This window comes from Chlorogloeopsis fritschii PCC 6912 (genome assembly GCF_000317285.1).
GTDB lineage: Bacteria > Cyanobacteriota > Cyanobacteriia > Cyanobacteriales > Nostocaceae > Chlorogloeopsis > Chlorogloeopsis fritschii.
Window position 1 is genome coordinate 40,814 of the sequence record NZ_AJLN01000117.1, and the last position, 21,333, is coordinate 62,146.

Here is a 21,333-nt window from a genome sequence, read left to right on the forward strand (position 1 = left end):
GACGAATACCATCCTGAGCTTCGGGTGTAATAATAACCCGATACTCATTACTCATCTGGAATACCAAATTCTTGTCTAAGTTCTGCAATCACCTGATCTGCAGGACGGCTTTTTCCATGCTTCATCTGTTCCAAGGCACGGCGAATGCCTTTGATACTGTCCACCAACTCAGCAGTTTCAAGCAATCTTTGGTAAGACTCTACATCCTGCACTACAAGTTCTGCTTTGCCATTCACCGTCAGCACTATTGGCTGTTTCGTCTCCTTGAGCTGCTCCATAAACTCTGCGGTGTTCCGCTTAAAGTTTGAAAGAGAATTAATATCTCGACTAAGATCAAACACTTTACCTCCTGCACAGCAAATTTAATGCAAATTTAGTGTATCTTGCCTACAAGTGTAATGCAATTTTTGAACAGAAAAACTCTGCGTTCCTCCCTTCGGGTTCACCAGTCACCAGCGGAGGGAAACCCTCCCGCAGCGCTGGTTCACCGCGCTTCCTTTGTGTTCCTCTGCGTTTCAAAACTCTTTTGGTGGTGTCGCAATTCCCCACCTCATCAAACCTGCCTCAAGTTCCTTAATAAATTGCAAGTCTTCCTCTGGCAAATCTTCGCTTATGGCAGGTTTTTTCTCAAGGAAAGCAAATGCTTGCCGAAATTGACGCCCAGTTGCCTGAATGGGTGAGTCAAAGTGACAAGAAATTATCTGTTGAAAATCCCAAGTTGCTATCTTGTCAGCCCAGTTGAGTACTTGGGTTGGTGCTTGGGGAAAAATCAGAGTTTGCAGTATCGGCGCTACAAATGGACGCCCATTGAAGCGTAGAGCATTAAATGACTTTTGCCAGTTTTCTTGCCATCGAAACGGAAATAAACCGAAGTAAGCTTTTTTTGAACGATCTGGTGCTTTGAGAGCATCGCGAAAAGCTTGCCCCAAATTAATCATCTCCACCGCACTGGGACGAAAGTAAATCGCAAATAATGAAATGCGTTGCCATCCCTTGCGACGATTTGCTTGATTATCTTCTATCGCCTCGCCAGCATTGTCTCTGGCATGAAACAACAACGGATACGGATCTAATTGAGCGATCGCAGGTGGTTCTTCTGGCACAGACAATATAGAATCAGTGACAAGTAAAGTGCGCGATCGCTTGTGCAAAACTGCAACTTCGGCAAAAGATCCTCTTCCCAAGTCGATATCCAACACTGCGTATTCAAACTCATTGGCAAAGGGAGCAAGGCTAGCATCTTCTGGGAGTTCTTGAGTCCGTTTTTGAGGAAAACCAAGCCAACTCAACGGTAAATTGAACGGGAAACTCCATTGATTAGGAGCAACGAAGACTTGAGCTTGGGGAAAACATCTAGCAAAGGGGCCAACAAAGATTTTGTGTTCCAAACCAGAGCTAGTTGGTAAGATAATGTATTTAATGTCACCATGTTCTGCCACCAACTCGTTAATCATACGCACACACTCAGCTGTCGGAGCAACAGGTGCATAAACAAATAAGCCACCTGTTTCGAGCTTGATGACTGTCATCCGAATTGGGGCGATCGTGTAGAGAATACCCTGAAGCTGTTCAAATGTCCAGATAGTATCTTCAATTATTTCCCTGCAAAGTGTCTGCCGCTTGCCGTAGGGGTAAAGTGGTAAAGCAGCCCAAAATCGCCATGACAAATCCTTTGGATGTATACGTTGCTGTTGTGCTTGTAACTTCGACTTATATCTGTGTGCGTTCATAGGTACTCTACCTACTTTTTGCTCCTTTCCAATTTCTAGCACTGGAACGGTTTCTCGTTATGTAGAAAGAACTTTTTGAAACAAAATATCTGTTATGGTCTTTTCAAGTTGTATAACAGCTAAGTCTCCTTTGTAGAAAATCTATTAAGGCAGGGAACGTTGACGTATATGTGTAGTTTCTATAACCGTAAAATTTCCCTCCAAAGATAACCCCTCAATACTCAAAATGCGAAGTAATTCTACAGCTGGCTCTTCTGGGCTAGCAGGAAAGTAGCGAAAGTAGACAACACCAACTGGCACTGGCATCCGCATTCGGTAAATTAACTCTCCATAATCTCGGTCGAACGTCAGAATTACTCGTTTCTCTCTAACTGCGCGTGCAAGTACTTCAGCGTCTTCTGCACCAGGCGCATCTTCGCTTCCATATGCCACATCATAACCAGCAGTTCGCAAATATATTACGCTTTTACGGGGAAAATTTTCATTTGCTAGAAAACGCATTAACCCGCCTCAGATATCAGCGGTTGCGTATAAAAAGATTCTTCGCGCATACACTCAGCTGTAAAAGCAAAGACGGCTCGTAAAGCTTCTGGAGTAAGGGTAGGATAATTTTCTAGAACCTGTTGTTCTGTCCATCCCGCAGCAAACAATCCTAGCAAGAATTCTACTGACAACCTAGTTCCTTTCACAGTCGGCTTGCCTAGCAAAATTTTGGGTTCTGAATGAATGTACTGTCGCCAATCCATAATTTGTATTCTGAGAAAGCTACTGCTATTTTTACGCGATCGCCTTTATTATTTCCAAGTTAAGCTTAGAAAGGATAAAGCAGATCTAGATTTTGACATCCTGTATGCAGCTGAAAGTTTATGCTACTTTGACAGCATCTATAATTAATTCTTGCCCTATGAGAGTTCGTTAACCATGTCGGAAGAAGATATCCGTGCCGCCAGGCTGGAGAAAGTAGAACAGCTTAGACAGCTAGGGATGAATCCCTACGCTTATCATTGGGAATCTACCCACCAAGCAGCACCATTGCAGGAAAAGTTTGCCGAGCTAGCCAATGGTGAAGAAGTCGATATCGAGGTGGCAGTTGCTGGACGCATTATGGCGCGTCGCGTCTTCGGTAAACTGGCTTTCTTCACATTGCAAGATGAGACGGGTAATATTCAGCTTTATCTAGAGAAAAATCGCATCCAAGAAGGCATGGCAGATATCGATTCTGATGCCTTTAATCACCTCAAACAACTTACAGATGTAGGCGATATTATCGGAGCCAAAGGAACAATCAAACGAACTGAAAAGGGCGAGTTATCAGTTTTCGTTAAACAATACGCAATTCTCACGAAATCTCTCTTGCCTTTGCCCGACAAGTGGCACGGGTTAACAGATGTTGCTAAAAGATACCGCCAGCGCTACGTAGACTTAATCGTTAATCCCGAAGTCAGGGAGACTTTTCGCCGTCGTGCCCAAATAACTGCTGGTATTCGGAGATACTTAGAAGAGCGTGGTTTCCTAGAAATTGAAACTCCTGTATTGCAAGCAGAAGCAGGAGGTGCGGATGCCCGCCCATTTATTACTTACCACAACACCTTAGAAATGGAGTTGTATTTGCGAATTGCTACAGAACTCCATCTGAAGCGGTTAATTGTGGGTGGTTTTGAAAAGGTATTTGAACTGGGGCGAATTTTCCGTAATGAAGGAATTTCTACCCGTCACAATCCAGAATTTACGACGATAGAAGTTTACCAAGCCTACGCCGACTACAACGATATGATGGCACTGACGGAGGGAATTATTACCACCGTCGCCAAAGAAGTACTCGGCACGTTGGAAATCACCTACCAAGGACAAATTATTGATTTAACACCACCTTGGCGTCGCATCACCATGCACGATCTGGTGAAAGAATATACAGGTTTAGATTTCAATTCTTTTCAAACTCTAGAAGAAGCAAAAGCTGCTGGTAAAAATGCCGGATTAGAAGCTATAGAAGATTGTCCTTCAATTGGCAAACTTCTCAATGAAGCCTTTGAGCAAAAGGTAGAAGCAAACCTCATCCAGCCTACCTTTGTCATCGATTACCCAGTGGAAATTTCACCACTAGCGAAACCGCATCGTTCCAAGCCTAATTTAGTAGAGCGTTTTGAGTTATTTATTGTCGGGCGAGAAACTGCTAACAGCTTCTCCGAACTTACCGATCCGATTGAGCAAAGACAACGCCTAGAAGAACAAGCAGCACGAAAAGCAGCAGGTGATTTAGAAGCGCAGGGAGTAGATGAAGATTTTCTTACGGCTTTGGAATATGGGCTGCCGCCTACAGGTGGATTAGGTATCGGAATAGATCGTTTGATTATGTTGTTGACTGACAGTCCGAGTATTCGGGATGCGATCGCCTTCCCTTTACTCAAACCCGAAAAATCTGACTCATCCTCAGAATCAGCAACTTAGCAAAGAGTTAAAATCGAATCTCCAAAAAACCTGTAGAGACTTAAAATATAGCAGGGAACAGGGAACAGGGAACGGGGAATAGGCTTGAAACTCTCTTAATGTCTGGCTTTCATCATAAGTTGATGTCCTAATCTACCTGGTAACTACTATATGTACTTCTACAGGTTTTTCAAAGTTTATTTATTAACAGTGAAACTTAACTTTGTAGCGTACCGTTTTCTCTAGTGGGTTACGGGCGCAAACATTACTTCAACAAAGCCGATGGCGGGATTTGAACCCGCGACCGCTCGATTACGAATCGAGTGCTCTACCACTGAGCCACATCGGCACATTCACCTTGAGATTATAACAGCATCATTAGTAATCATGGTACAGCCAAATCCCAAAAATCGTACAGCAAGCCAACTTAACTCAGAACAATATGCTCGTCTCAAGGCGGAAATTAAAAATCCTTATCGTAATGTACGGAAATTTATCTATGTTGCTGGCGGTGCTTCTGGTTTAATCGGAGCATTTATCTTTTTTTTTCAATCACTAGCTGGGCGCAATCTTGACACTGCCTTGCCCAACTTAGCATTGCAACTTGGAATAATAGCGCTGATGGCTTTTTTATGGCGCTGGGAAGAGCGAAGGCAAAAACCCTAGACAGTAGAGACGCGTACACCGCAGGGGTTCCCGTAGGGTAATTTCGCGTCTCTACACAGTCTGTATTTGTATCAGAGTTTTCGTGAAATTTTATTATGCAGCAGACAAACAAATAGGGGCAGGTTTGAAACCTACCCCTAATTCTTCTGATATACTGCGTCCAACTGCTGCTGCTACAGATTTTAAACTATGAACTAAATTCACCATTTCTTCTAAAGAGAGTGCTTGACGTGCGTCAGAAACAGATTTTTCTGGTTCTGGGTGGCACTCAATAATTAAACCATCTGCACCACACGCAACTGCAGCCTTAGCCACAGGTGCTACCAACTCTCGCTTACCTACGGCATGAGACGGATCGACAATTACGGGTAAGTGAGTAATTTGCTTGAGAGCTGCTACTGCTCCTAAATCAAGTACATTGCGGGTGTAGTTATCGAAACTGCGGATACCCCGCTCGCATAGCACTACATCAGGATTACCGTGGCTTAAGATGTATTCGGCTGCCATCACGAATTCTTCTAGTGTTGCTGCTAAACCACGTTTGAGGAGTATGGGTTTACCTGCTTGTCCTAAAGCTTTGAGCAAGTCAAAGTTTTGCATATTGCGGCTACCGATCTGAAGCATATCAGCGTGGGCGGCAACTACCTCAATTTGGGAGATAGACATGACTTCGGTAATAACTGGGATATTGTAGCGCGATCGCACTCCTGCCAGAATTTTCAGTCCTTCTTCTCCCATTCCTTGAAAGGCGTAGGGGGAGGTGCGGGGTTTGAAGACACCGCCACGCAATGCCTGTACGGGAGCGGCAGATAGGTTTTGAGCAACTGTTTCCATTTGCTCCCAACTTTCAACGGTACAAGGCCCGCCTATAATTACTAATTCTTTACTACCAAAAGCAACTTTGTCTGAGAGTTTTACAATTGTTTGGTGGTCAGTATCAGACTTACTAGCTAGTTTTGCACTAATCATGATGGAATTCTCCTTTGGGTTACAGAATTTGAGGTTAATAATAAAAAACCCGGAACTTTGATAAGCTCCGGGTGCTTGCGTTTCATCGTCATGAAGCTATTTACCCGGAACTTATTCTGGGCCAAAAGTAAAAGTAATAAAACCAGCTACCGAAACAGATCATGACGATGAGATTCTCCTTAAAAAACAAAAACCGCAGAGTTTGCTCTGCGGTTCACCGGGCGGTTTCCATTGGGAAACTGAATTCACTCCCGGTGAACCACCCTAAACCAATAATAAAAGTAAGAATTATATGTGAGCATCTGCGAGGGGCTTTTTTTAAAACTAGAATTACACCTATACTCAAAGACAATAGCAGATGCTTAGACCCGCGTCAAGACCCTGGACTAAAAAAGGTGTGAAGTATGAGGTATGACAATTTTGGATTGCTTGTTAAGTACAATTTAGAGAATCAAGCTAGCTTGCCGACAACAAAAATCTGGCGATAAAGACTTGTTGCTTGATTGCGCTACCTTCCCAAAGTACTGACATTGCCTATTTCCAGTGAGTTATGGTTAATTCACTACCCAATATCTAAAAGTATTGGTTTCCAAAATCTTGCGAGGTTTTATGGAATTCAGTTAATTTCTTACCTGTAAATCTTGCGTGTCTCCCTGACTGTCTTAACAATACGTATTCAATCGCACTTGATTTAACGGGATTCTATGGCAACAAACTACCAAAAATTAACCGTTACCAATTCCCTATTGACGTAACTCAGTTTTGAAGCATTCTAATTTGTATTATGCCTAGCTCCAAATCCAAAATTTTAGCTACTTCTTTCGACTACCAAGGAATTTACCCTTGCCCGGTTTGTCATGTGGGAAAAATTACTCATATGCCATTGATGGAGGCTATGTCCTGTGATTTTTGCCATCAAATTTTTACTGTTAATGTGGAACAACAGCAACTAGTAATGCCTTCTAGACAACCTCCCTTGGTTTGGCGTTGGAATGGTTTTAATTGGACAGAAGCTCATTTAGAAGGAGTAGAATTTGGTTGGGGCTATGTGCTAGCAGCCATTGCTTTTATATTTCTTCCCACTGCCTTAATTGGGATAGTCGCTTATATTTTCCCACCACATCCAGATGCTCCCTTCTCTTGGGTTCCATATATCTGGACTGTACTAACATTTTTCTCGCATTTAGCAATTATTGTTTGGCTGTTTATTGAGATTTATCAGATTCCTGTTCGAGCTTATTTTAGAGCCTTACGACAACGTTTAAGCAGTCGTTAACCGGGGAATTGTCTGGATTATTAAACTTTTGGATAGCGTTTCAGTGTCTGGGCTGTGACAATACTCGTCAATAGCCTCTACAAGCGTTGTCCACTGAATCATCAATCTAAATTCGATACTCGTTACCAATATCACTTTTTCTGCCCTCGAACTAAATCAGCGCCTATGCCGGAGACAGAGTATTTAGCACCAAGTCTTTAATGCCATGATGGCTCATTCCATCAGCGGTATGCAGATCACGTTAATCATGCCCAGAATCAGATTAGGAAAACGCTGCTCAATTAGGCTGTTGATTTCACAAACAATCTGTCTGGTCAACTTTAGCGATACCACTTATGCTAATTAGATTCACTGGAGAATTAATTTTTGAATTGGAGAATCATCCAAAACGTAAAACGTAGAATGCAGAATATAATCTTGAGTTCAAAATTATAACTTAGATGATTAAATAGATACTTCGTTCAGTAGAAGTGAAGGCATAAATACTCAATTTATACTCCTGATAATTGGACAAAAATTTAGTTAGATAAATAATGTATCTCTTACTTTAGAACTATTTCAAATAGTATACAATCTTAGCTTAAATTTTTAGATTTGAGATGGGATTGCAAAAATAATGCCCATTGTTAGCGAACAAAAGCAAAATAAAATGTATCACAAGTTACTAGATGGTTTGATAACAATAAGCAACTATACCGAGAAAACCAGATTCTTCAGTGGGTAGTACCAGTCAATCAGGTGTGAATCTCCCGTGGGAGCGTAACAAAACATTGATAATCAACTGAAGTGCCTAAACCTGTTGTTACAATTTTTAGACATTAGTAATACGGTATCTCTTTAACTGTGGCAAATACTGCGGAAAAATCCAATTTTAGTTGTAATCATTCAACAGCAGAAACTTTGACAAAAAATCAAGCTGATAGTTAGCTGCATCGCTCATAATTAAAGTTGATTATCTTTAAAAGTCTTATGAGAGAGCTGGAGCAATATTATTGGGTGTTAGACTTGGAGCCTGGAGCAACCCTAGAGGAAGTGAACCAGGCTTACAAAGATTTGGCTTTTATTTGGCATCCTGATCGCATTCCCCATGACAATCAGCGCCTCAAACAAAAGGCGCAAAGAAAGCTACAACAAATCAATGAAGCGCGGGAAAAATTACGCTCTCTCAAAGCCAAGTACCAAACTCCCCACCACCAACCACCACCTCCAAAAAAACCACAAACCAGAACCTATGAGGCACAAGCCAGAACCTATGAGGCACAAGCCAGAACTTATGAGCCACCAAAGCCTAATCCAGACTTGAGCGGGCAGGATTTTAGCCGGGCTAATTTAAGTAACAGAGACTTATCTGGCAGAAACATGAGTTACGCCAATTTAAGTGGTGCTAATCTCAGCGATACTTTTATGCACAAAGTAATTCTTAGGGGTGCCAATTTATCTGACACCAATATGTTTAGAGCCAACTTACTTTTAGCAGACTTGAGAGAAGCCAATCTACGTAATGCCAACTTGATTGGAGCCGACTTTAGCGGTGCTGACTTGCGGGGTGCTGACTTGACAGGAGCGCGGATGCGTTCTGGCGATCGCTTACTCGTAAAATTAATTGGTGCCAATTTATCTGGTGCAATCATGCCCGATGGAACAATTCATGCGTAGGATTGCCTATGTTTTGCCAAGAAATCGAGCATTACTTTGACCACAGCATCTGCTGACTCTAACACAAAGGCATGGCCGCCGCGCTCAAGGATGACTAATTCAGCGTTGGGAATGCCTTGAGTTAATTGCTCAGAAAATTTGATGGGAGTCATAATGTCTTGGTTGCCAACCACAACCAGTGTAGGGCAATGAATATCTTTGAGGCGATCGCTCGTATCACTGGCAAGAATGGCTCGGCATTGGTGATATAGCCCACTAGGTGTGGGCGGAAACGGTTGATTCTCAATCATCTGAATGAGTTGTTCCATCGCTCCTGGAGTTGAGTAAAACGCATCGGTAAACAACCAGGGTAATAAAACCTTTTGATAAAGCATTCCCTCTAGTTTCTGTGTCAATTCGCCAAATAACTCGATCAGCGAATAGAACTTTTCATCTGTTTTTGCCAAAGATGAGAGGAGTATTAAACTTTGAATTTTTTCTGGGTATGCCAAAGCTAGTTCTTGAGCAATTTGTCCACCCATCGAATGCCCAGCTACATACACTTTAGAAATGCTCAAGTAATCCAACAGTGCCGCCGCATCAGCAGCCATTTGTTTAATACTGTAGGGGCTATCTGGTGCAGAACTTTGCCCAACTCCCCAGTTATCAAAGCGAAGCACCCGATACTGCTTAACTAGCGACGGCATCATTGCTGCCCATGTTGAACTGTCACTGTTAAACCCTGCGATCAACAGTAATAGCTCGTTTGCACTGTCACCTTGAATTGTATAAAACAAATCAATTCCGTTAACTTGAATTACTGGCACAGCTAGATCTCCTCGAATTCTGGCTGAGTATGACTATCTTTTTTATAGGCGTTGCATAATATAGGGATGAATTGAGGTCATCTCCGAGTTCCAAAAATGTCTACAGGTGCAGTAAAATTATCGGTAGCAGAGTTAGCAGCCGTCAATCCTCATAAACAAATTATGCAAAATCAACTGCTTTAACTCCAGAGTAAATTAAAGTAATACAAGTCGCTTTCGGTGTTCAGGAAGAGTTGAAGAGTATTATTAAGGGCTAAATTAGAACAGTGAAATCAACATTGTACATAACGGCGAAAGTGTTACCAGGGAATAGGATTGAGATTCAAGCTCCGAATCTTTCAGTGGGGCAAACTGTTGAAATAGTTATTTTAATTCCAGAAACTACTATCTCTGATTCTTCTTCTGGGGAGCAAACTCTTACCTTGGAGCAGCGTCTTGCTTTTCTAAAGTTACCAATGTCTGAACGTAGACGTATTCTGGAAAACCAAGCAGAGATGATGCTTGCTCACTATCAACAAGATTCTGAATGGCAGGAGCTGCGGTTCAACTCCGCCGTTATGCCGTGAGTTCTCGGTTGGGACAGTAACCGCAAGGCTATAGAGTTACCTGTGAGGCAGTACTTTGAGCTTATTGACAAGACGATTATGCCCTACTCTAAGTTACGGCCGTACACTTAATAGAGCTACTTGAACAAGCCATTTCTTGACTAAAAACCTTGCCTGCCAATGAGCAGGATGCGATCGCCGCAATGATTCTGGAAAAACTCGAAGATGAAGCCCGATGGGATGCAACGTTTGCGAAGTCTCAGGATGTCCTTGCTAAACTTACATCTGAGACAACGACTGAGGATCGCGCAGGCAAAACCCAAGAATTAGATCGACAGACATTGTGAAGTCACGCACGACAGTTTTTTCCACAGATGGATATGAAAAGTAAGGTGTATGCTACGCTTGTGAGTGTGTTGCAGGAAAAGGATTATGACCACTGTAGTACAAGAATTCCTAAACACTTTTGATTGCTTGCCAGACTCAGAGCGGCTAGAGATTGCATTGGAAATATTGAAGCGAGTAATGAATCTAGACTTTCCGCCTTTATCGAATGAGGATTTAGTCTTAAATGCTGAAGCAATTTTTCTAGAGTTGGATAAGCAAGAATCTGACTATGAGTAGCCCCGAACGTGGAGAGGTTTGGCTTGTCGATCTAGGCTACGTAGCAAAAGTAAGACCGTGTTTGGTCATTAGTATCTCTGCTTTGGATCGAGACCGTGCGTTAGCGACTCTCATTCCCCACACAACCAGTCCACGCGGTTCCAGATTTGAGGTAGAGATCAAAGTCAACTTCCTTCGAGCAGGAGTATTTGATGTACAAAACATCGTTACAATTCCTTATGCAAAGCTGGTGCGAAAGTTAGGCAAATTGACAGCAGAGCAGTTAGTGGAAGTGGAAGAAGTACTACTCTTTTGGTTGGGATTTAAGGAGGAAAAGACCGAAGATGACGGAGACGGGGAGTAGTTAGTTGATTGTGCGTAACTAACTTTCTTGCTTGGTTTAAGTTAAGTTGGTGAGAGAAGTTATAAGTATGTAACAAACAATTAAGCAGAAGAATTAGAGTGAAATTTTACACATTGTGTACTGTAGGTAATCCTGTGCGAAGAATTTACGGGTATGTAAACTGTACTGGTAAAGTAACTTTTGAACAATGAGCTTGTTTTACCATTATTTCCAGGTTTGCGATCGCCTCAGCAGAATAATAGCTTTTACTAAGCTACCGCACACTAACTCTTTTCAGTGCGTAGACGTAACCGGGCTTACTGTTAGGCATCGCTTTTGCCATAGTTTTAGAAGGGCGATCGCTCATTAACAGCATTACCGTCTTAGATATTAATGTTAATAGTTATGCACCGAGATTCTGTGTGGTGGGAAAAAGATTTTATTTTCTAGTGGTGAGATATGCAGAAGCTACAGGTTGAAGAGCTATTGAGGTGTTATATTGCTGGAGAGAAGGAATTTGCTGACCTATGGCTTAGAGGTTCTATCAAAGGTGCTAATCTTAAAGGAGTTAACCTGAGAGGTTCTTATTTAGAGGGTTGCTTTGAAAAGTGCGATTTAAGTGGCGCAGACTTGAGTAATTTTAGAGGAGATCATGCAACCTTCGATAAGTGCAATCTTAGCGGCGTCAATTTGAGTAATAGCGAGTTCAGCCAGTCTAGTTTTTGGGAATCAGATTTAAGTTACGCCAATCTGAGAGGAATGAGAATGTTAGAGGGAGGTATGAGAGGAACAAACTTAAGCAATGCGAACTTAAGCCACGTTAGTCTCCCTGATTGTGACATGAGAGAAGTCAACTTAAGCAATGCTGACCTGAGTTATGCGGGTATGCCTTGGGTTAGATTAAATGGCTCTAATCTAAGCAATGCGAATTTCTTAAATGCAAACCTTGCAAAAGCCTGCCTTGAAGGGGCTGACTTAAGTGGAGCTAACTTGAGTAACGCTAACCTTGGGGCTTTTGCTTACAAAGATGTTCAAAATGATATGCCAGACTGGGATTATTCAGTAGGTGCGGATTTAACGAACACGAACCTAGCAAAGGCAAATCTCACAGGAGCGAATCTTCAAGGTGCTATTCTCTGCAAAACGATAATGCCTGATGGCAGTATCCGTAACGATTGTTGCTGATGAAAGCGCATAATAAGCCCGTTACACACCAACCATACAAAGTTAGTTGGTTGAGTCCGAGAGGCTACTAGCGGCGGGTGAACAGGGTTATTATGCCACGATTTCTCGGTTGGGATAGTAACCGCAAGGCTATCTATTAGTGTTCAACAGCAAGAAACCTCAGAGTTATCTGTGAGGCAGTGCTTAGAGCTTATTGACAAGACGATTATGCCCTACGTTAAGTTACGATCGTTGTGTACCTGAACCAGCAAAATTAGTCCATGAGCCTTGTTTTCGAGCCTGAGACACCGCCTTTGTGGGAAGATGAAACCGGAGCAATTCGAGTTGGAAATTCAAGGGTCTTACTAGAGACTGTAATCCGAGCTTTTCAAGATGGTGCATCTCCTGAGTCTATTGTTCATCGATATTCAACTCTATACTTGTCCGATGTTTACAACACAATCGGTTACTATCTTCGACACCAGGATGCTGTAGAGGCTTACTTGAGTCAGAGAGAGCAATTGGCTAATTCTGTACAACAACGTTTATCTAACATTCAACCTGATTTGAGTTACATTCGTTCTCGTTTGTTGTCTCAACAGAATCCATAGCAGTGGGTATGTTGAGTTTGTTAAGCGATGAAAACTTTAACGGTGACATCGTTCGAGGGCTATTGCTGCGTCAACCCAATCTTGATTTGCTGCGAGTTCAGGAGATTCAGCAGTTTCTTAGGTGTAATTTATGATTTTGGTTTGGTCTACGACACCGTATAACAATTCGACAGGGGCGGACTACCGGGACACCTTTAGTATGGATGCAAAGGTTACTTGTAGTTGCTCAGTCGTGCCGTTATGCTGCGAGTTCTCGGTTGGGACAGTACATCAAATTTATCTGTAAGTGTTTAGGGTTAGCCTACTTGTGCAATAACCTGTCCAATTTCTTGAGGAGTTGCGCCTGTTGCCAGCATCGCCCGAATGAGTAATTCAATAGAAACCGAAGCATCACCATTCTCAGCCTTAGCGATCCGGGGTTGGCTGGAGTGTAATTTCTCTGCGAGTTCTGTTTGGGTCATTGATTTTTGTCGTCGTTCTTTGAGGCAACGGCTGAGAGCAAGCTTAATTTCAATCAGTGTAGTTTCTTCTGGGGTAAGGTCTAAAAATTCTGAAACAGTTCCAACTGTCCAGCCTTTTTCTTCCAGCTTTTTTCTTTTAGCTTCTTTCATACGCTTAATCCTGTGTATCTTTGTCGTATTTGCTGAGTCGTTTTTGACAGGTATCGATCGCGCTGGTGGGCGTTGCTCTGGTTGTCTTGTTGAACACTTCAAGAATCAGAATTGCGTCGTCATCAATTCGGTAGATGATTCTCCAATTGTTGTCCGTGTCTCGAATCCGTAGTTCGTGGCAGTGTGCCCCAATACTTGGCATTGGTCTTGAATGAGGCAATCCCAAGTTTTCACCTTGCTGCAACCGTCGCAGCAAAACTCCTGCTTCTATTCGTGCTTCTTGGCTAAACGGAGGTGTTTTGACTTCACCATGCAACCATACCAAAGGTTTATCCGTTTCATTCATGGGTTGTTTATATCATATCTGATATATTTATATCAATTGCCACAACCCAACAATTCAAATGCAGCGGACGGTTGAAAGTCGCTAAGTTATAGGTTATTTGCCGCCGCTGATTTGAGCCATTAGCCCTCATCAATCTGCTCGCGAGACTACTATGCCTGAAGAAACACATCCAATCGCCATCACAGCAGCTGAGGCACCTGCACGAACCAAGCCATCAAACTACCCTGAACCGTTCGCGTCGCGCATGGCGGGCAGGGAGAAGCGCCCACTTGGGGATTTGTTCGGCCTCACAAACTTCGGCGTCAACTTAACACGCTTGGCTCCCAATGCCGTTTCGGCGCTTCGTCACGCTCATACGAAGCAAGACGAGTTCATCTATATCTTGCAGGGGTGCCCAACGCTATACACCGACGAAGGTTGCACCCAACTCCGCCCTGGAATGTGCGCCGGTTTCAAGGCTGGCACTGGCAACGCACATCATCTGATCAACGAAACCTTAGAAGAAGTCGTGTACCTCGAAGTCGGTGACAGAACCCCAGGTGATGTGGGGAGCTATCCCGATGACGATCTCAAGGCATTGCTCGTGGATGGACAGTGGAAGTTTGTTCATAAGGACGGCACGCCCTACTTATGACGCAGATATCAGGCATCGAATCCGGGTTAAGCTTTCCATCGAGGCGATCGCTCATTCGCAGCACCTGATGTCAAAAGTTATGCCACAAGCCCTGGGCAGTAACAGTGCTTTGAAATTGTCAGAAGAATAATCGTGTTGTACAAAGCTTAATAATCGCTATCTGTGTTTGTATGGGTATTGAAGCCAGCTATAGGCGCGTAACACCAGAAGAATTTGAAAGATTGCAAAATGATCCTACTTATGCAAGTGTTTATTTTGGTAATGATTTAGAAACCGATGAAGAGATTCATGCCTATTTTCAAGCATTAACAGCTAGCGATCGCTATCTCAGTCTTGATAAAAATTGGCAGTCACTTGACTTCCTATTGACAGGAAGTTTTCTATATGATAAAGAGAACAAGGGTGACATATCACTGCATAAGGTGATTATGGGCGGTTCAGAAACACCTTGGGAAGCTACCTATGGCGTGGTACGTTATCTGACAGTCAGCGAGGTGAATGAGATAGCTGAGGCGTTAAATCATATTTCAGAGGACGACTTCAAATCACGTCTTGACAGTTTGCTTGGTTCTCATAAAAGCAGAGTTTACACGGAACCATATTTTCTTGATCTGTATGCTCAGTTAGTCGAGTTTTTCAACCTAGCAGCACAAGAAGGCGACATAGTACTTTTATCATTTGACTAATAAAAAACGATTTGATTTCTTCCTTGCTGCTTGGCGCTATACAATTTTTGATCGCTTTGCTCAATCAGAATTTCTGGTGCAGTGCCTTGCTCAGGTACTAGACTCGAAATTCCCAAACTGACTGAGACATAAGCACTGATAGGTGAGCCAGTATGTTCTATGCGAAGATTTTGTACCTGTTGTTGAATCGCTTTAGCAACCCACAACCCACCCTGTAAATCGGTATGCGGCAAGACGATCGCAAATTCTTCTCCACCGTAACGAGCCACAAAATCTCCAGGTTGGCGCACCGCACGACAAATTGCTTGGGCAACTTGAGCCAAACACTCATCCCCTTTCAAATGTCCGTAAGTGTCATTGAAGCGCTTGAAGTAGTCCACATCACACAGAATCAAGGTGAGTGGATACTGCTCGCAGATAGCTTGTGTCCATTCCTGTTGGAGAACCTGTTCAAAGTAACGGCGATTGGCAATCTGAGTTAAGCCGTCTAAATTGGCAAGTTTTTGCAACTCCTGATTTGCAGCCTGAAGAGTTGTTTCGGAAATCTTTAACAACTGCTGGTTGCGAATTGCTCTATCCAATAGCAGGCTGATAATAATGCCGAGGGAAATGCCAACCACAAACAACACCCCCGTCAACTGATTGAGGGTAGCCTCTCCCTGCTGATATTCCAGGCGAGGCGATCGCACAGATAAAATTTGAATTGGTTGGCGATCGCTATTCAACAGATAAATTTCTCCCGTAATCCATCGATTGTTCAACACGCGAATATGTGGAGAAATCTTGACAATATCCGACATATATGCAATGTCAGATAGATTGTGCTTGGCAGACCGTTGAGTAAGGGGTTGCTCAGAAGAGAGTGGAGCGAGTTGTAACTGGAGATCGCTGTACTTTTCTAATTGATCCAGAAATTCCTGAGTGATGAAGACTCCCATCAACAACGTCCCTCGACGTGGCCCTTTGGCATCTCCAGTTAGAATCGGACGAGCTGCTACTAATAGCAGTTCGGTGGATGTTTGCACCACGGCTAAATTCCGACTACTGCCCAAAGCTGGGTCATCATCCGCCGGAAAGCGGGTTAGGAGTCGTTCCCTGAGTAAATCGTCGCGGATAGTATTGGGCAGTGGTTTGATTTGTTGCGATCGCCGATCTATCCAGTCTAGATGAATAGGGTTATCCTTGCGGTCTAGGATACCTAATACATCATAAGCAGAATTCATCAAGCCTTCAAATGGGTAAGTGTCTTGATAGAAAGTGCGATCGCGTTCTTTCATATAAATATACATTTCTGTCCAGGTTGCTTCTGCCTTAGCACTGGAATCAAGCTTTTCGACTCGTTGCACAAATACATCAGCTACACGAGCCAATTTCTTTTGCATCAGGTTCTGCTCTAGCGCTGCAAAGCGTTGCAAAATGGGTTGGCGAATGCCTACCGCAATCCCCAATAACAGGATTGTGAGACTTGCATTACTCAATAGCAGTACCTTTAGTCGAAGATTCAAAAGTTTGACACAGGGGTAAAATTGGAAATCGAACTTATTATGCCCATATCCAAGAAGAGAAAATCTACCGAGAATTCACTGTTAAATGACTTCGAGAATCAGGCGAAGCAAGCATGAATCAAGTATGCGTTTAAGGTAGCTAACTTGATTGGTTATACTGTGTAAGATCAAGTAGAGCGATCGCGAAATTTGTTTGACTAATTGTACCGAGCATCTAGCCACTGCACTTGTCATCGAACAGGAGAAATTATGCAAACAATAAATCATCGCTTCATTGAGACTAACGGCATCAAAATGCATATTGCTGAACAAGGTCGAGGAAGCCTTGCGATCTTGTGTCATGGTTTTCCAGAATGCTGGTACTCTTGGCGACATCAGCTTGCAGCGCTCGCGGAAGCTGGATTCCACGTAGTTGCGCCAGATCTGCGTGGTTACGGGCAGACCGATCGGCCAGAGTCGGTTGAGGCGTACAACATTCTTCAGTTAACTAGCGATATAGTCGGGCTGGTTCATGTCCTCGATCGAGAACAAGCCATTATTGTCGGGCACGATCAAGGCGCAACTGTCGCTTGGCATTGTGCATTGTTACGTCCGGATCTGTTCAAAGCTATTGCCTTGCTGAGTGTCCCTTATCGCGCTAGAGCCTGGGAAAGTAAACCACCAACGGAAATACTAAAACGCATGGCGGGTGAGCAACAGTTTTATATGTTGTATTTTCAGGAACCTGGTAAAGCAGAGGCGGAACTGGAAGCCGATGTTCGTAAATCGCTCAACATGATGCTCTATTCTGCATCCGGGGATGCACCCCCCGAAAAAAGGTGGCGGTTTCTATTCGATCAAACGGAAAAATTTCTAGACACTATGACTGAGCCAGAGCAACTTCCGAGTTGGTTGAGCGAGCAAGACCTTGATTTCCTAACGCAAGAGTTTGAGCGAACTGGGTTTCGAGGCGGGTTGGCTCGGTATCGAAACCTGGACAGAGATTGGGAACTCACGAGCTTTTTAAGTGGCGCGAAACTCCAACAACCCGCTTTGTTTGTTGGGGGAGAGTTAGATGCAGTCGTGATGAGAAATCGAGATCTAGTCAACAATCTAGAAAAAACAATGCCGAACTTGAAAAAAAAGGTATTGCTGCCAAATACCGGACATTGGATTCAGCAGGAACGATCCACTGAGATTAATCGATTGCTCATCGAGTTTTTGGCGATCGCGGCATAAAAATCCGCTGAGTAATCCTGATCGTAAAGAGATTTGGCTTGTCGATCCAGGCTATATAGACAAAAGTAAGACCGTGTTATGAACTAAAACTGCACACAGCTAGATGTATCGCACTTGATTTTGCATTTCGTCTGCTGTAACTTAATTCAGAATCACTAGTAACCTTTGTGCAATTTTAATTAATTGTGTATGGGTGCTATTTAGCTTTGTTGTTTTACGAATATTTCCAGATTTGCGATCGCGCAACATCTTTGTAGGAGAATCGCCTCAGTAGATAGCTTTCAGTGGGTAGACTTAAACACAACTTGGCGTTAGGCATAGTTGCAGTTTTAGAGGGGCGATTACTCAGAGCCAAAGCTACCTGCATTTTGTAGTATATTGTAGTGCAATAGCTATAGTTTACAAATCCTTGTTGCTATTGCCTATGATTGAGCAAATCTATCTAAAAGTATCTTTTGTTGGGGAATAGCCTAAACCATTGATTGAAGTTCCACGGTGGTTAACCTTTAAGCCTGTCAATACAATGCATGACAACCTCCCAATCTCAATACGCCGGAGTTCACCATGATTCGACCGACCACACCCGATGACACGACCGCTCTGCTCGCCCTAGCTGAGGCAACCGGTCTTTTCCCGCCGAGTGCGCTAGAGTTATTGCGCCAGATGTTGGTCGATTCTTTGGGAGGAAACACCGACACAGAAAACTTCTGGATTACTGACGATGACAACGGGCCAGTGGGCGTTGCCTACTGCGAGCCGGAACGGATGACAGACAGAACTTGGAATCTGCAATTGATCGCGATCCACCCCGATCGCCAAGGTCAAGGACGCGGTGCGAAACTGCTACGCTACGTCGAGCAGGCGTTGACGGCGCGCGGTGGGCGCGTGCTGCTGGTGGAAACGTCCGGGCTGCCGGACTTCGAGCGCACGCGGGCGTTCTACGCAAAGTGCGGCTACGAGGAGGAGGCACGCATTCGCGACTTCTACGCGGCGGGCGATGATAAGATTGTGTTCCGCAAAGTGTTGAACGCAGACTAGACTACGGTCTGGAGTAATGGGCGACGAGCGATCGCTCAGATGCGAGTACCAGCGACAGCAATGCTTCGAGTGTTGAGGCATCCGCTATCCACACCACACTAAATTTTTCTGCCACCGATGGCTAGAAGCCCATCCCACAAGATGAAAATCTTTCAGTGCTGGTAAAACTGCTCTCTAAACTTGTGTCAGATCAGCTTGTAATTATCAAAAATAGTTAAAGGCAAATCTTAATGAATCCCAGACTGTACGCGCCACAAACTGGCATAGATACCATTAAGTCCTAACAGTTCCTCATGTTTACCCTGCTCGACAATTTGACCATTATCCATTACATATATGCAATGACTGTGGCGAATTGTGGAAAGACGGTGAGCGATCGCAATTGTCGTTCGATTTTGCGTAATCATCTGGAGTGATTTTTGAATTGCCGCTTCCGTTTCATTGTCTACCGCAGAGGTGGCTTCATCGAGTATCAAAATTGGTGGGTTTTTCAGAATGGCACGGGCGATCGCAATTCTTTGTCTTTGTCCTCCAGAAAGTTTCTGTCCCCGTTCGCCCACAATTGTGTCATAACCCTGGGGCAGTTGCTCGATAAACTCATGGGCATAGGCTAAGGAGGCAGCATGAATAATCTGTTCGCGTGTGGCATCGAAACTACCATAACAAATGTTATCAGCAACCGTACCGTGGAACAAAAACACATCCTGACTCACCCAACCAATACATTGCCGTAAATCCCATAAATTGAGGTCGCGGATATCAATGCCGTCAACTAAAATGCGTCCGCTCTGTACTTCATAAAAGCGTAGCAAAAGTTTAACTAACGTACTTTTACCTGAACCCGTTGCTCCCACAATACCGATTGTGGCTCCTGCTGGAATCTGGAGGGATAAATTTTTGAGTACATAGCTTCGATCGTTGTAGGCAAAGGTAATATTATTAAATTGCACTTCACCAGCCACAGTTGCGATTGGTAAGGAGCGATACTCCCCAGGAGTCGCTGCGCGAACGCCACCAGGAATTGCGATTGGGGTATTCATTAAGCCCATGACACGACGCACCGATGCCATTGCTCGCTGATATTCATCCATGATTTCACTTAGTTCTGTGAACGGCCATAGTAAATCTTGAACAATAAACACCATAAATCCATAAGTACCTACACTGAGACGATCTTGTAGTACTTCTTGACCACCCAGATACAGCGTCAGTACAAACCCTAGTAAAATCAAAAATCGCAGCACGGGTTGAAAGGCTACACTCAGGGCGATCGCTCGCTTGTTACTGCGACGATAGGCTTCACTTTCTTGGTAAACGCGATCGCTTTCATAGGCTTCGGCAGTAAAGCTTTTGATGGTGGCAATACCAGAGATATTGTTAGCGAGGCGATCGCTAATGATGCCTGAGCGATCGCGCACTGTGTCATAGCGGGGAGCTAAACTCGATTGAAAGATGAACGTTCCCCACAGGATAAACGGGATGGGCAACATCGCCAGCCACGCAATGCCGGGAGCCAGAAGCACAAAGCTAATCCCAACCGCAAATACTCGCGTGAAGAAGCTGATGAGGTTCCGAGCGCCAGAGTTGAAGAAGCCCTCAAGCTGGTTGATGTCATCATTAAGAATAGATAGCAGGATGCCCGTGCTGCGCTCTTCAAAGTAGGCGAGTTCTAGTTCTTGTAAGTGGTTGTAAGTATCTACACGTAGTTCGTGCTGTAGCATTTGTGCTATATTACGCCAAAGTTTGTCCGCTCCATATTGGCTGAGAGATTCTAAACCCCAGGTGGCGATCGTCAGCACAGACAGCACTAATAACTGAGTCAGGGGATTTTGAATGCCAAACCGAGCAATTAACGAAGTTTCTTGTTTAACTACCACATCTACCGCAACGCCGATCAGATAAGGTGGAGCCAGATCCAATAGGGTGCGTGCAATCGAACAAAGAACTGCACTGCAGATTTGGGCTTGATAGGGTTTGGCATAGCGGAGTAAAGGCACCAAGGGAGTCTGAATCATAGTTCGATAAAATTTAGGTGTACCAAAAGAAGATATTGTGTTAGGTTTCTATCCTCCTTTTATGCGTGAGATGAGTGACTACGCGGTGGGTTAAAAGCGGAAAACCAACAGAAGCGATCGCCCTAAGTTGTGTGTGACTCAAAGTATTTGGGTAAATTGAGCCATAGAACCTTGAGGGCATTCTTTGGCAACGGAGAGGGAGCATTGTATTCAGGATGAGACGGATTTTGCACAGCATTGTGATTATATTCATGACAATCCGGTGCGACATGGATTATGCGATTCTGCATAGACGATAAACGCCAAAGGTGTAACGCACCCGAAATATTTTCTATCAAAGATTGATTGCAAAATTTGTGAGAGCATGATTTTTATGCATTCAGCCTTCTTAATTTCATGCCGACACACGATTCCGAATTGCAAATCCAAGCGAGGATAATCTTGGATGCGATCGCTTTTACTCCTTTTGAGCAATGTCAACCTC

At 43.8% G+C, this 21,333-nt stretch carries 27 protein-coding genes, 1 tRNA gene and 1 pseudogene; 17 read left to right on the forward strand and 12 right to left on the reverse strand.

Annotated elements, in window-relative coordinates:
• Window positions 1-47: 47 nt before the first annotated feature.
• From UYC_RS0127480 to UYC_RS0127495, 4 genes are all read right to left on the reverse strand, one after another.
• Window positions 48-341 carry a type II toxin-antitoxin system Phd/YefM family antitoxin gene (locus tag UYC_RS0127480; protein WP_026087418.1) on the reverse strand — a complete coding sequence of 98 codons (294 nt, stop codon included), beginning with the start codon at window positions 339-341 and terminating at the stop codon, window positions 48-50.
• Between the two features lie 174 nt (window positions 342-515).
• Window positions 516-1,730 (reverse strand): DUF4336 domain-containing protein, encoded by a 1,215-nt coding sequence (locus UYC_RS0127485; RefSeq protein WP_026087417.1) that lies wholly within the window; start codon window positions 1,728-1,730, stop codon window positions 516-518.
• A gap of 144 nt (window positions 1,731-1,874) precedes the next feature.
• Window positions 1,875-2,231 (reverse strand): DUF5615 family PIN-like protein, encoded by a 357-nt coding sequence (locus UYC_RS0127490; RefSeq protein ID WP_016874074.1) that lies wholly within the window; start codon window positions 2,229-2,231, stop codon window positions 1,875-1,877.
• The gene (locus UYC_RS0127495) at window positions 2,231-2,476 is read right to left on the reverse strand and encodes a DUF433 domain-containing protein (protein WP_016874073.1); all 246 of its coding nucleotides are present in this window, start codon (window positions 2,474-2,476) and stop codon (window positions 2,231-2,233) included. Before UYC_RS0127495 ends, UYC_RS0127490 begins: the two co-directional genes overlap by 1 nt.
• 175 nt (window positions 2,477-2,651) lie before the next feature.
• Between UYC_RS0127495 and lysS the strand changes: the two genes are divergently transcribed.
• Entirely contained in the window at window positions 2,652-4,178 is a 1,527-nt protein-coding gene (lysS, locus tag UYC_RS0127500; protein WP_016874072.1) for a lysine--tRNA ligase, read from the forward strand.
• Between the two features lie 256 nt (window positions 4,179-4,434).
• Here the strand turns inward: lysS and UYC_RS0127505 are convergent.
• A tRNA-Thr gene (locus UYC_RS0127505) sits at window positions 4,435-4,506 on the reverse strand.
• A 38-nt stretch (window positions 4,507-4,544) separates the two neighbouring features.
• Here UYC_RS0127505 and UYC_RS0127510 point away from each other — a divergent pair.
• Window positions 4,545-4,823 (forward strand): DUF3493 domain-containing protein, encoded by a 279-nt coding sequence (locus tag UYC_RS0127510; protein WP_016874071.1) that lies wholly within the window; start codon window positions 4,545-4,547, stop codon window positions 4,821-4,823.
• 93 nt (window positions 4,824-4,916) lie between these two features.
• On the opposite strand, the gene aroF is transcribed toward UYC_RS0127510, so the two are convergent.
• Window positions 4,917-5,792 carry a 3-deoxy-7-phosphoheptulonate synthase gene (aroF, locus tag UYC_RS0127515; RefSeq protein ID WP_016874070.1) on the reverse strand — a complete coding sequence of 292 codons (876 nt, stop codon included), beginning with the start codon at window positions 5,790-5,792 and terminating at the stop codon, window positions 4,917-4,919.
• Between the two features lie 784 nt (window positions 5,793-6,576).
• Between aroF and UYC_RS0127520 the strand changes: the two genes are divergently transcribed.
• Window positions 6,577-7,068 carry a hypothetical protein gene (locus UYC_RS0127520; RefSeq protein ID WP_016874069.1) on the forward strand — a complete coding sequence of 164 codons (492 nt, stop codon included), beginning with the start codon at window positions 6,577-6,579 and terminating at the stop codon, window positions 7,066-7,068.
• Window positions 7,069-8,037: 969 nt separating this feature from the next.
• Window positions 8,038-8,724, forward strand: a complete 687-nt coding sequence (locus tag UYC_RS0127525) for a pentapeptide repeat-containing protein (RefSeq protein WP_016874068.1) — start codon at window positions 8,038-8,040, stop codon at window positions 8,722-8,724.
• On the opposite strand, the gene UYC_RS0127530 is transcribed toward UYC_RS0127525, so the two are convergent.
• A complete protein-coding gene (locus tag UYC_RS0127530; RefSeq protein WP_016874067.1) occupies window positions 8,715-9,530 on the reverse strand; it encodes an alpha/beta fold hydrolase in 816 nt (271 codons plus the stop codon). The genes UYC_RS0127525 and UYC_RS0127530 overlap by 10 nt on opposite strands.
• Window positions 9,531-9,796: 266 nt before the next feature.
• Here UYC_RS0127530 and UYC_RS0127540 point away from each other — a divergent pair, with 266 nt between their 5' ends.
• The 8 genes from UYC_RS0127540 to UYC_RS40020 all read left to right on the forward strand — a co-directional run bounded on the left by UYC_RS0127540 (window position 9,797) and on the right by UYC_RS40020 (window position 12,930).
• A complete protein-coding gene (locus UYC_RS0127540; RefSeq protein WP_026087416.1) occupies window positions 9,797-10,096 on the forward strand; it encodes a hypothetical protein in 300 nt (99 codons plus the stop codon).
• 149 nt (window positions 10,097-10,245) lie between these two features.
• Window positions 10,246-10,422, forward strand: a complete 177-nt coding sequence (locus UYC_RS38200; RefSeq protein WP_016879739.1) for a hypothetical protein — start codon at window positions 10,246-10,248, stop codon at window positions 10,420-10,422.
• Between the two features lie 85 nt (window positions 10,423-10,507).
• A complete protein-coding gene (locus UYC_RS0127550) occupies window positions 10,508-10,699 on the forward strand; it encodes a hypothetical protein (RefSeq protein ID WP_016874064.1) in 192 nt (63 codons plus the stop codon).
• Window positions 10,692-11,042 (forward strand): type II toxin-antitoxin system PemK/MazF family toxin, encoded by a 351-nt coding sequence (locus UYC_RS0127555; protein WP_016874063.1) that lies wholly within the window; start codon window positions 10,692-10,694, stop codon window positions 11,040-11,042. The genes UYC_RS0127550 and UYC_RS0127555 overlap by 8 nt, the downstream gene beginning before the upstream one ends.
• Before the next feature lie 187 nt (window positions 11,043-11,229).
• Window positions 11,230-11,391 carry a hypothetical protein gene (locus tag UYC_RS38205; protein WP_157171280.1) on the forward strand — a complete coding sequence of 54 codons (162 nt, stop codon included), beginning with the start codon at window positions 11,230-11,232 and terminating at the stop codon, window positions 11,389-11,391.
• A gap of 89 nt (window positions 11,392-11,480) precedes the next feature.
• Window positions 11,481-12,206 carry a pentapeptide repeat-containing protein gene (locus UYC_RS0127560; RefSeq protein ID WP_016874062.1) on the forward strand — a complete coding sequence of 242 codons (726 nt, stop codon included), beginning with the start codon at window positions 11,481-11,483 and terminating at the stop codon, window positions 12,204-12,206.
• Between the two features lie 260 nt (window positions 12,207-12,466).
• Window positions 12,467-12,796, forward strand: a complete 330-nt coding sequence (locus tag UYC_RS0127565; RefSeq protein WP_016874061.1) for a DUF433 domain-containing protein — start codon at window positions 12,467-12,469, stop codon at window positions 12,794-12,796.
• Between the two features lie 8 nt (window positions 12,797-12,804).
• Entirely contained in the window at window positions 12,805-12,930 is a 126-nt protein-coding gene (locus UYC_RS40020; protein ID WP_268743991.1) for a hypothetical protein, read from the forward strand.
• 162 nt (window positions 12,931-13,092) lie between these two features.
• On the opposite strand, the gene UYC_RS0127570 is transcribed toward UYC_RS40020, so the two are convergent.
• Both UYC_RS0127570 and UYC_RS0127575 read right to left on the reverse strand, forming a co-directional pair.
• Window positions 13,093-13,407, reverse strand: a complete 315-nt coding sequence (locus UYC_RS0127570; RefSeq protein ID WP_016874060.1) for a helix-turn-helix domain-containing protein — start codon at window positions 13,405-13,407, stop codon at window positions 13,093-13,095.
• A gap of 4 nt (window positions 13,408-13,411) precedes the next feature.
• Window positions 13,412-13,753, reverse strand: coding sequence for a type II toxin-antitoxin system RelE/ParE family toxin (locus UYC_RS0127575; protein ID WP_016874059.1), 342 nt, complete (start codon window positions 13,751-13,753; stop codon window positions 13,412-13,414).
• A gap of 151 nt (window positions 13,754-13,904) precedes the next feature.
• Between UYC_RS0127575 and UYC_RS0127580 the strand changes: the two genes are divergently transcribed.
• Together UYC_RS0127580 and UYC_RS0127585 are read left to right on the forward strand one after the other, a co-directional pair.
• Entirely contained in the window at window positions 13,905-14,387 is a 483-nt protein-coding gene (locus UYC_RS0127580) for a cupin domain-containing protein (protein WP_016874058.1), read from the forward strand.
• 170 nt (window positions 14,388-14,557) lie between these two features.
• A complete protein-coding gene (locus UYC_RS0127585) occupies window positions 14,558-15,073 on the forward strand; it encodes a DUF1877 family protein (RefSeq protein ID WP_016874057.1) in 516 nt (171 codons plus the stop codon).
• Here the strand turns inward: UYC_RS0127585 and UYC_RS39620 are convergent.
• Window positions 15,070-16,551 (reverse strand): diguanylate cyclase domain-containing protein, encoded by a 1,482-nt coding sequence (locus UYC_RS39620; RefSeq protein ID WP_016879740.1) that lies wholly within the window; start codon window positions 16,549-16,551, stop codon window positions 15,070-15,072. The genes UYC_RS0127585 and UYC_RS39620 overlap by 4 nt on opposite strands.
• A 276-nt stretch (window positions 16,552-16,827) precedes the next feature.
• On the opposite strand from UYC_RS39620, the gene UYC_RS0127595 reads away from it, so the two are divergent.
• Entirely contained in the window at window positions 16,828-17,796 is a 969-nt protein-coding gene (locus tag UYC_RS0127595; RefSeq protein ID WP_016874055.1) for an alpha/beta fold hydrolase, read from the forward strand.
• 564 nt (window positions 17,797-18,360) lie between these two features.
• Complete coding sequence (locus UYC_RS0127605) at window positions 18,361-18,834, forward strand: GNAT family N-acetyltransferase (protein WP_016874054.1); 474 nt, start codon at window positions 18,361-18,363, stop codon at window positions 18,832-18,834.
• Between the two features lie 227 nt (window positions 18,835-19,061).
• Here the strand turns inward: UYC_RS0127605 and UYC_RS0127610 are convergent, their stop codons facing one another.
• Window positions 19,062-20,849 carry an ABC transporter ATP-binding protein gene (locus UYC_RS0127610; RefSeq protein ID WP_016874053.1) on the reverse strand — a complete coding sequence of 596 codons (1,788 nt, stop codon included), beginning with the start codon at window positions 20,847-20,849 and terminating at the stop codon, window positions 19,062-19,064.
• A 22-nt stretch (window positions 20,850-20,871) separates the two neighbouring features.
• On the opposite strand from UYC_RS0127610, the pseudogene UYC_RS40440 reads away from it, so the two are divergent.
• Window positions 20,872-20,943 (forward strand): annotated as a pseudogene (locus UYC_RS40440) (element excision factor XisI family protein); the annotation flags it as partial.
• Window positions 20,944-21,098: 155 nt separating this feature from the next.
• On the opposite strand, the gene UYC_RS39625 reads toward UYC_RS40440, so the two are convergent.
• A partial coding sequence (locus UYC_RS39625; RefSeq protein ID WP_235082922.1) for a hypothetical protein occupies window positions 21,099-21,333 on the reverse strand: 235 nt, incomplete at its 5' end.

Excerpts from the sequence above, each read along its gene's own strand:
- UYC_RS0127485 (WP_026087417.1), bottom strand. The coding sequence starts at position 1,730 with ATGAACGCACACAGATATAAGTCGAAGTTACAAGCACAACAGCAACGT.
- UYC_RS0127490 (WP_016874074.1), bottom strand. The coding sequence starts at position 2,231 with ATGCGTTTTCTAGCAAATGAAAATTTTCCCCGTAAAAGCGTAATATAT.
- UYC_RS0127495 (WP_016874073.1), bottom strand. The coding sequence starts at position 2,476 with ATGGATTGGCGACAGTACATTCATTCAGAACCCAAAATTTTGCTAGGC.
- lysS (WP_016874072.1), top strand. The coding sequence starts at position 2,652 with ATGTCGGAAGAAGATATCCGTGCCGCCAGGCTGGAGAAAGTAGAACAG.
- UYC_RS0127510 (WP_016874071.1), top strand. The coding sequence starts at position 4,545 with ATGGTACAGCCAAATCCCAAAAATCGTACAGCAAGCCAACTTAACTCA.
- aroF (WP_016874070.1), bottom strand. The coding sequence starts at position 5,792 with ATGATTAGTGCAAAACTAGCTAGTAAGTCTGATACTGACCACCAAACA.
- UYC_RS0127520 (WP_016874069.1), top strand. The coding sequence starts at position 6,577 with ATGCCTAGCTCCAAATCCAAAATTTTAGCTACTTCTTTCGACTACCAA.
- UYC_RS0127525 (WP_016874068.1), top strand. The coding sequence starts at position 8,038 with ATGAGAGAGCTGGAGCAATATTATTGGGTGTTAGACTTGGAGCCTGGA.
- UYC_RS0127550 (WP_016874064.1), top strand. The coding sequence starts at position 10,508 with ATGACCACTGTAGTACAAGAATTCCTAAACACTTTTGATTGCTTGCCA.
- UYC_RS0127555 (WP_016874063.1), top strand. The coding sequence starts at position 10,692 with ATGAGTAGCCCCGAACGTGGAGAGGTTTGGCTTGTCGATCTAGGCTAC.
- UYC_RS38205 (WP_157171280.1), top strand. The coding sequence starts at position 11,230 with ATGAGCTTGTTTTACCATTATTTCCAGGTTTGCGATCGCCTCAGCAGA.
- UYC_RS0127560 (WP_016874062.1), top strand. The coding sequence starts at position 11,481 with ATGCAGAAGCTACAGGTTGAAGAGCTATTGAGGTGTTATATTGCTGGA.
- UYC_RS0127565 (WP_016874061.1), top strand. The coding sequence starts at position 12,467 with ATGAGCCTTGTTTTCGAGCCTGAGACACCGCCTTTGTGGGAAGATGAA.
- UYC_RS40020 (WP_268743991.1), top strand. The coding sequence starts at position 12,805 with ATGTTGAGTTTGTTAAGCGATGAAAACTTTAACGGTGACATCGTTCGA.
- UYC_RS0127570 (WP_016874060.1), bottom strand. The coding sequence starts at position 13,407 with ATGAAAGAAGCTAAAAGAAAAAAGCTGGAAGAAAAAGGCTGGACAGTT.
- UYC_RS0127575 (WP_016874059.1), bottom strand. The coding sequence starts at position 13,753 with ATGAATGAAACGGATAAACCTTTGGTATGGTTGCATGGTGAAGTCAAA.
- UYC_RS0127580 (WP_016874058.1), top strand. The coding sequence starts at position 13,905 with ATGCCTGAAGAAACACATCCAATCGCCATCACAGCAGCTGAGGCACCT.
- UYC_RS0127585 (WP_016874057.1), top strand. The coding sequence starts at position 14,558 with ATGGGTATTGAAGCCAGCTATAGGCGCGTAACACCAGAAGAATTTGAA.
- UYC_RS0127595 (WP_016874055.1), top strand. The coding sequence starts at position 16,828 with ATGCAAACAATAAATCATCGCTTCATTGAGACTAACGGCATCAAAATG.
- UYC_RS0127605 (WP_016874054.1), top strand. The coding sequence starts at position 18,361 with ATGATTCGACCGACCACACCCGATGACACGACCGCTCTGCTCGCCCTA.
- UYC_RS0127610 (WP_016874053.1), bottom strand. The coding sequence starts at position 20,849 with ATGATTCAGACTCCCTTGGTGCCTTTACTCCGCTATGCCAAACCCTAT.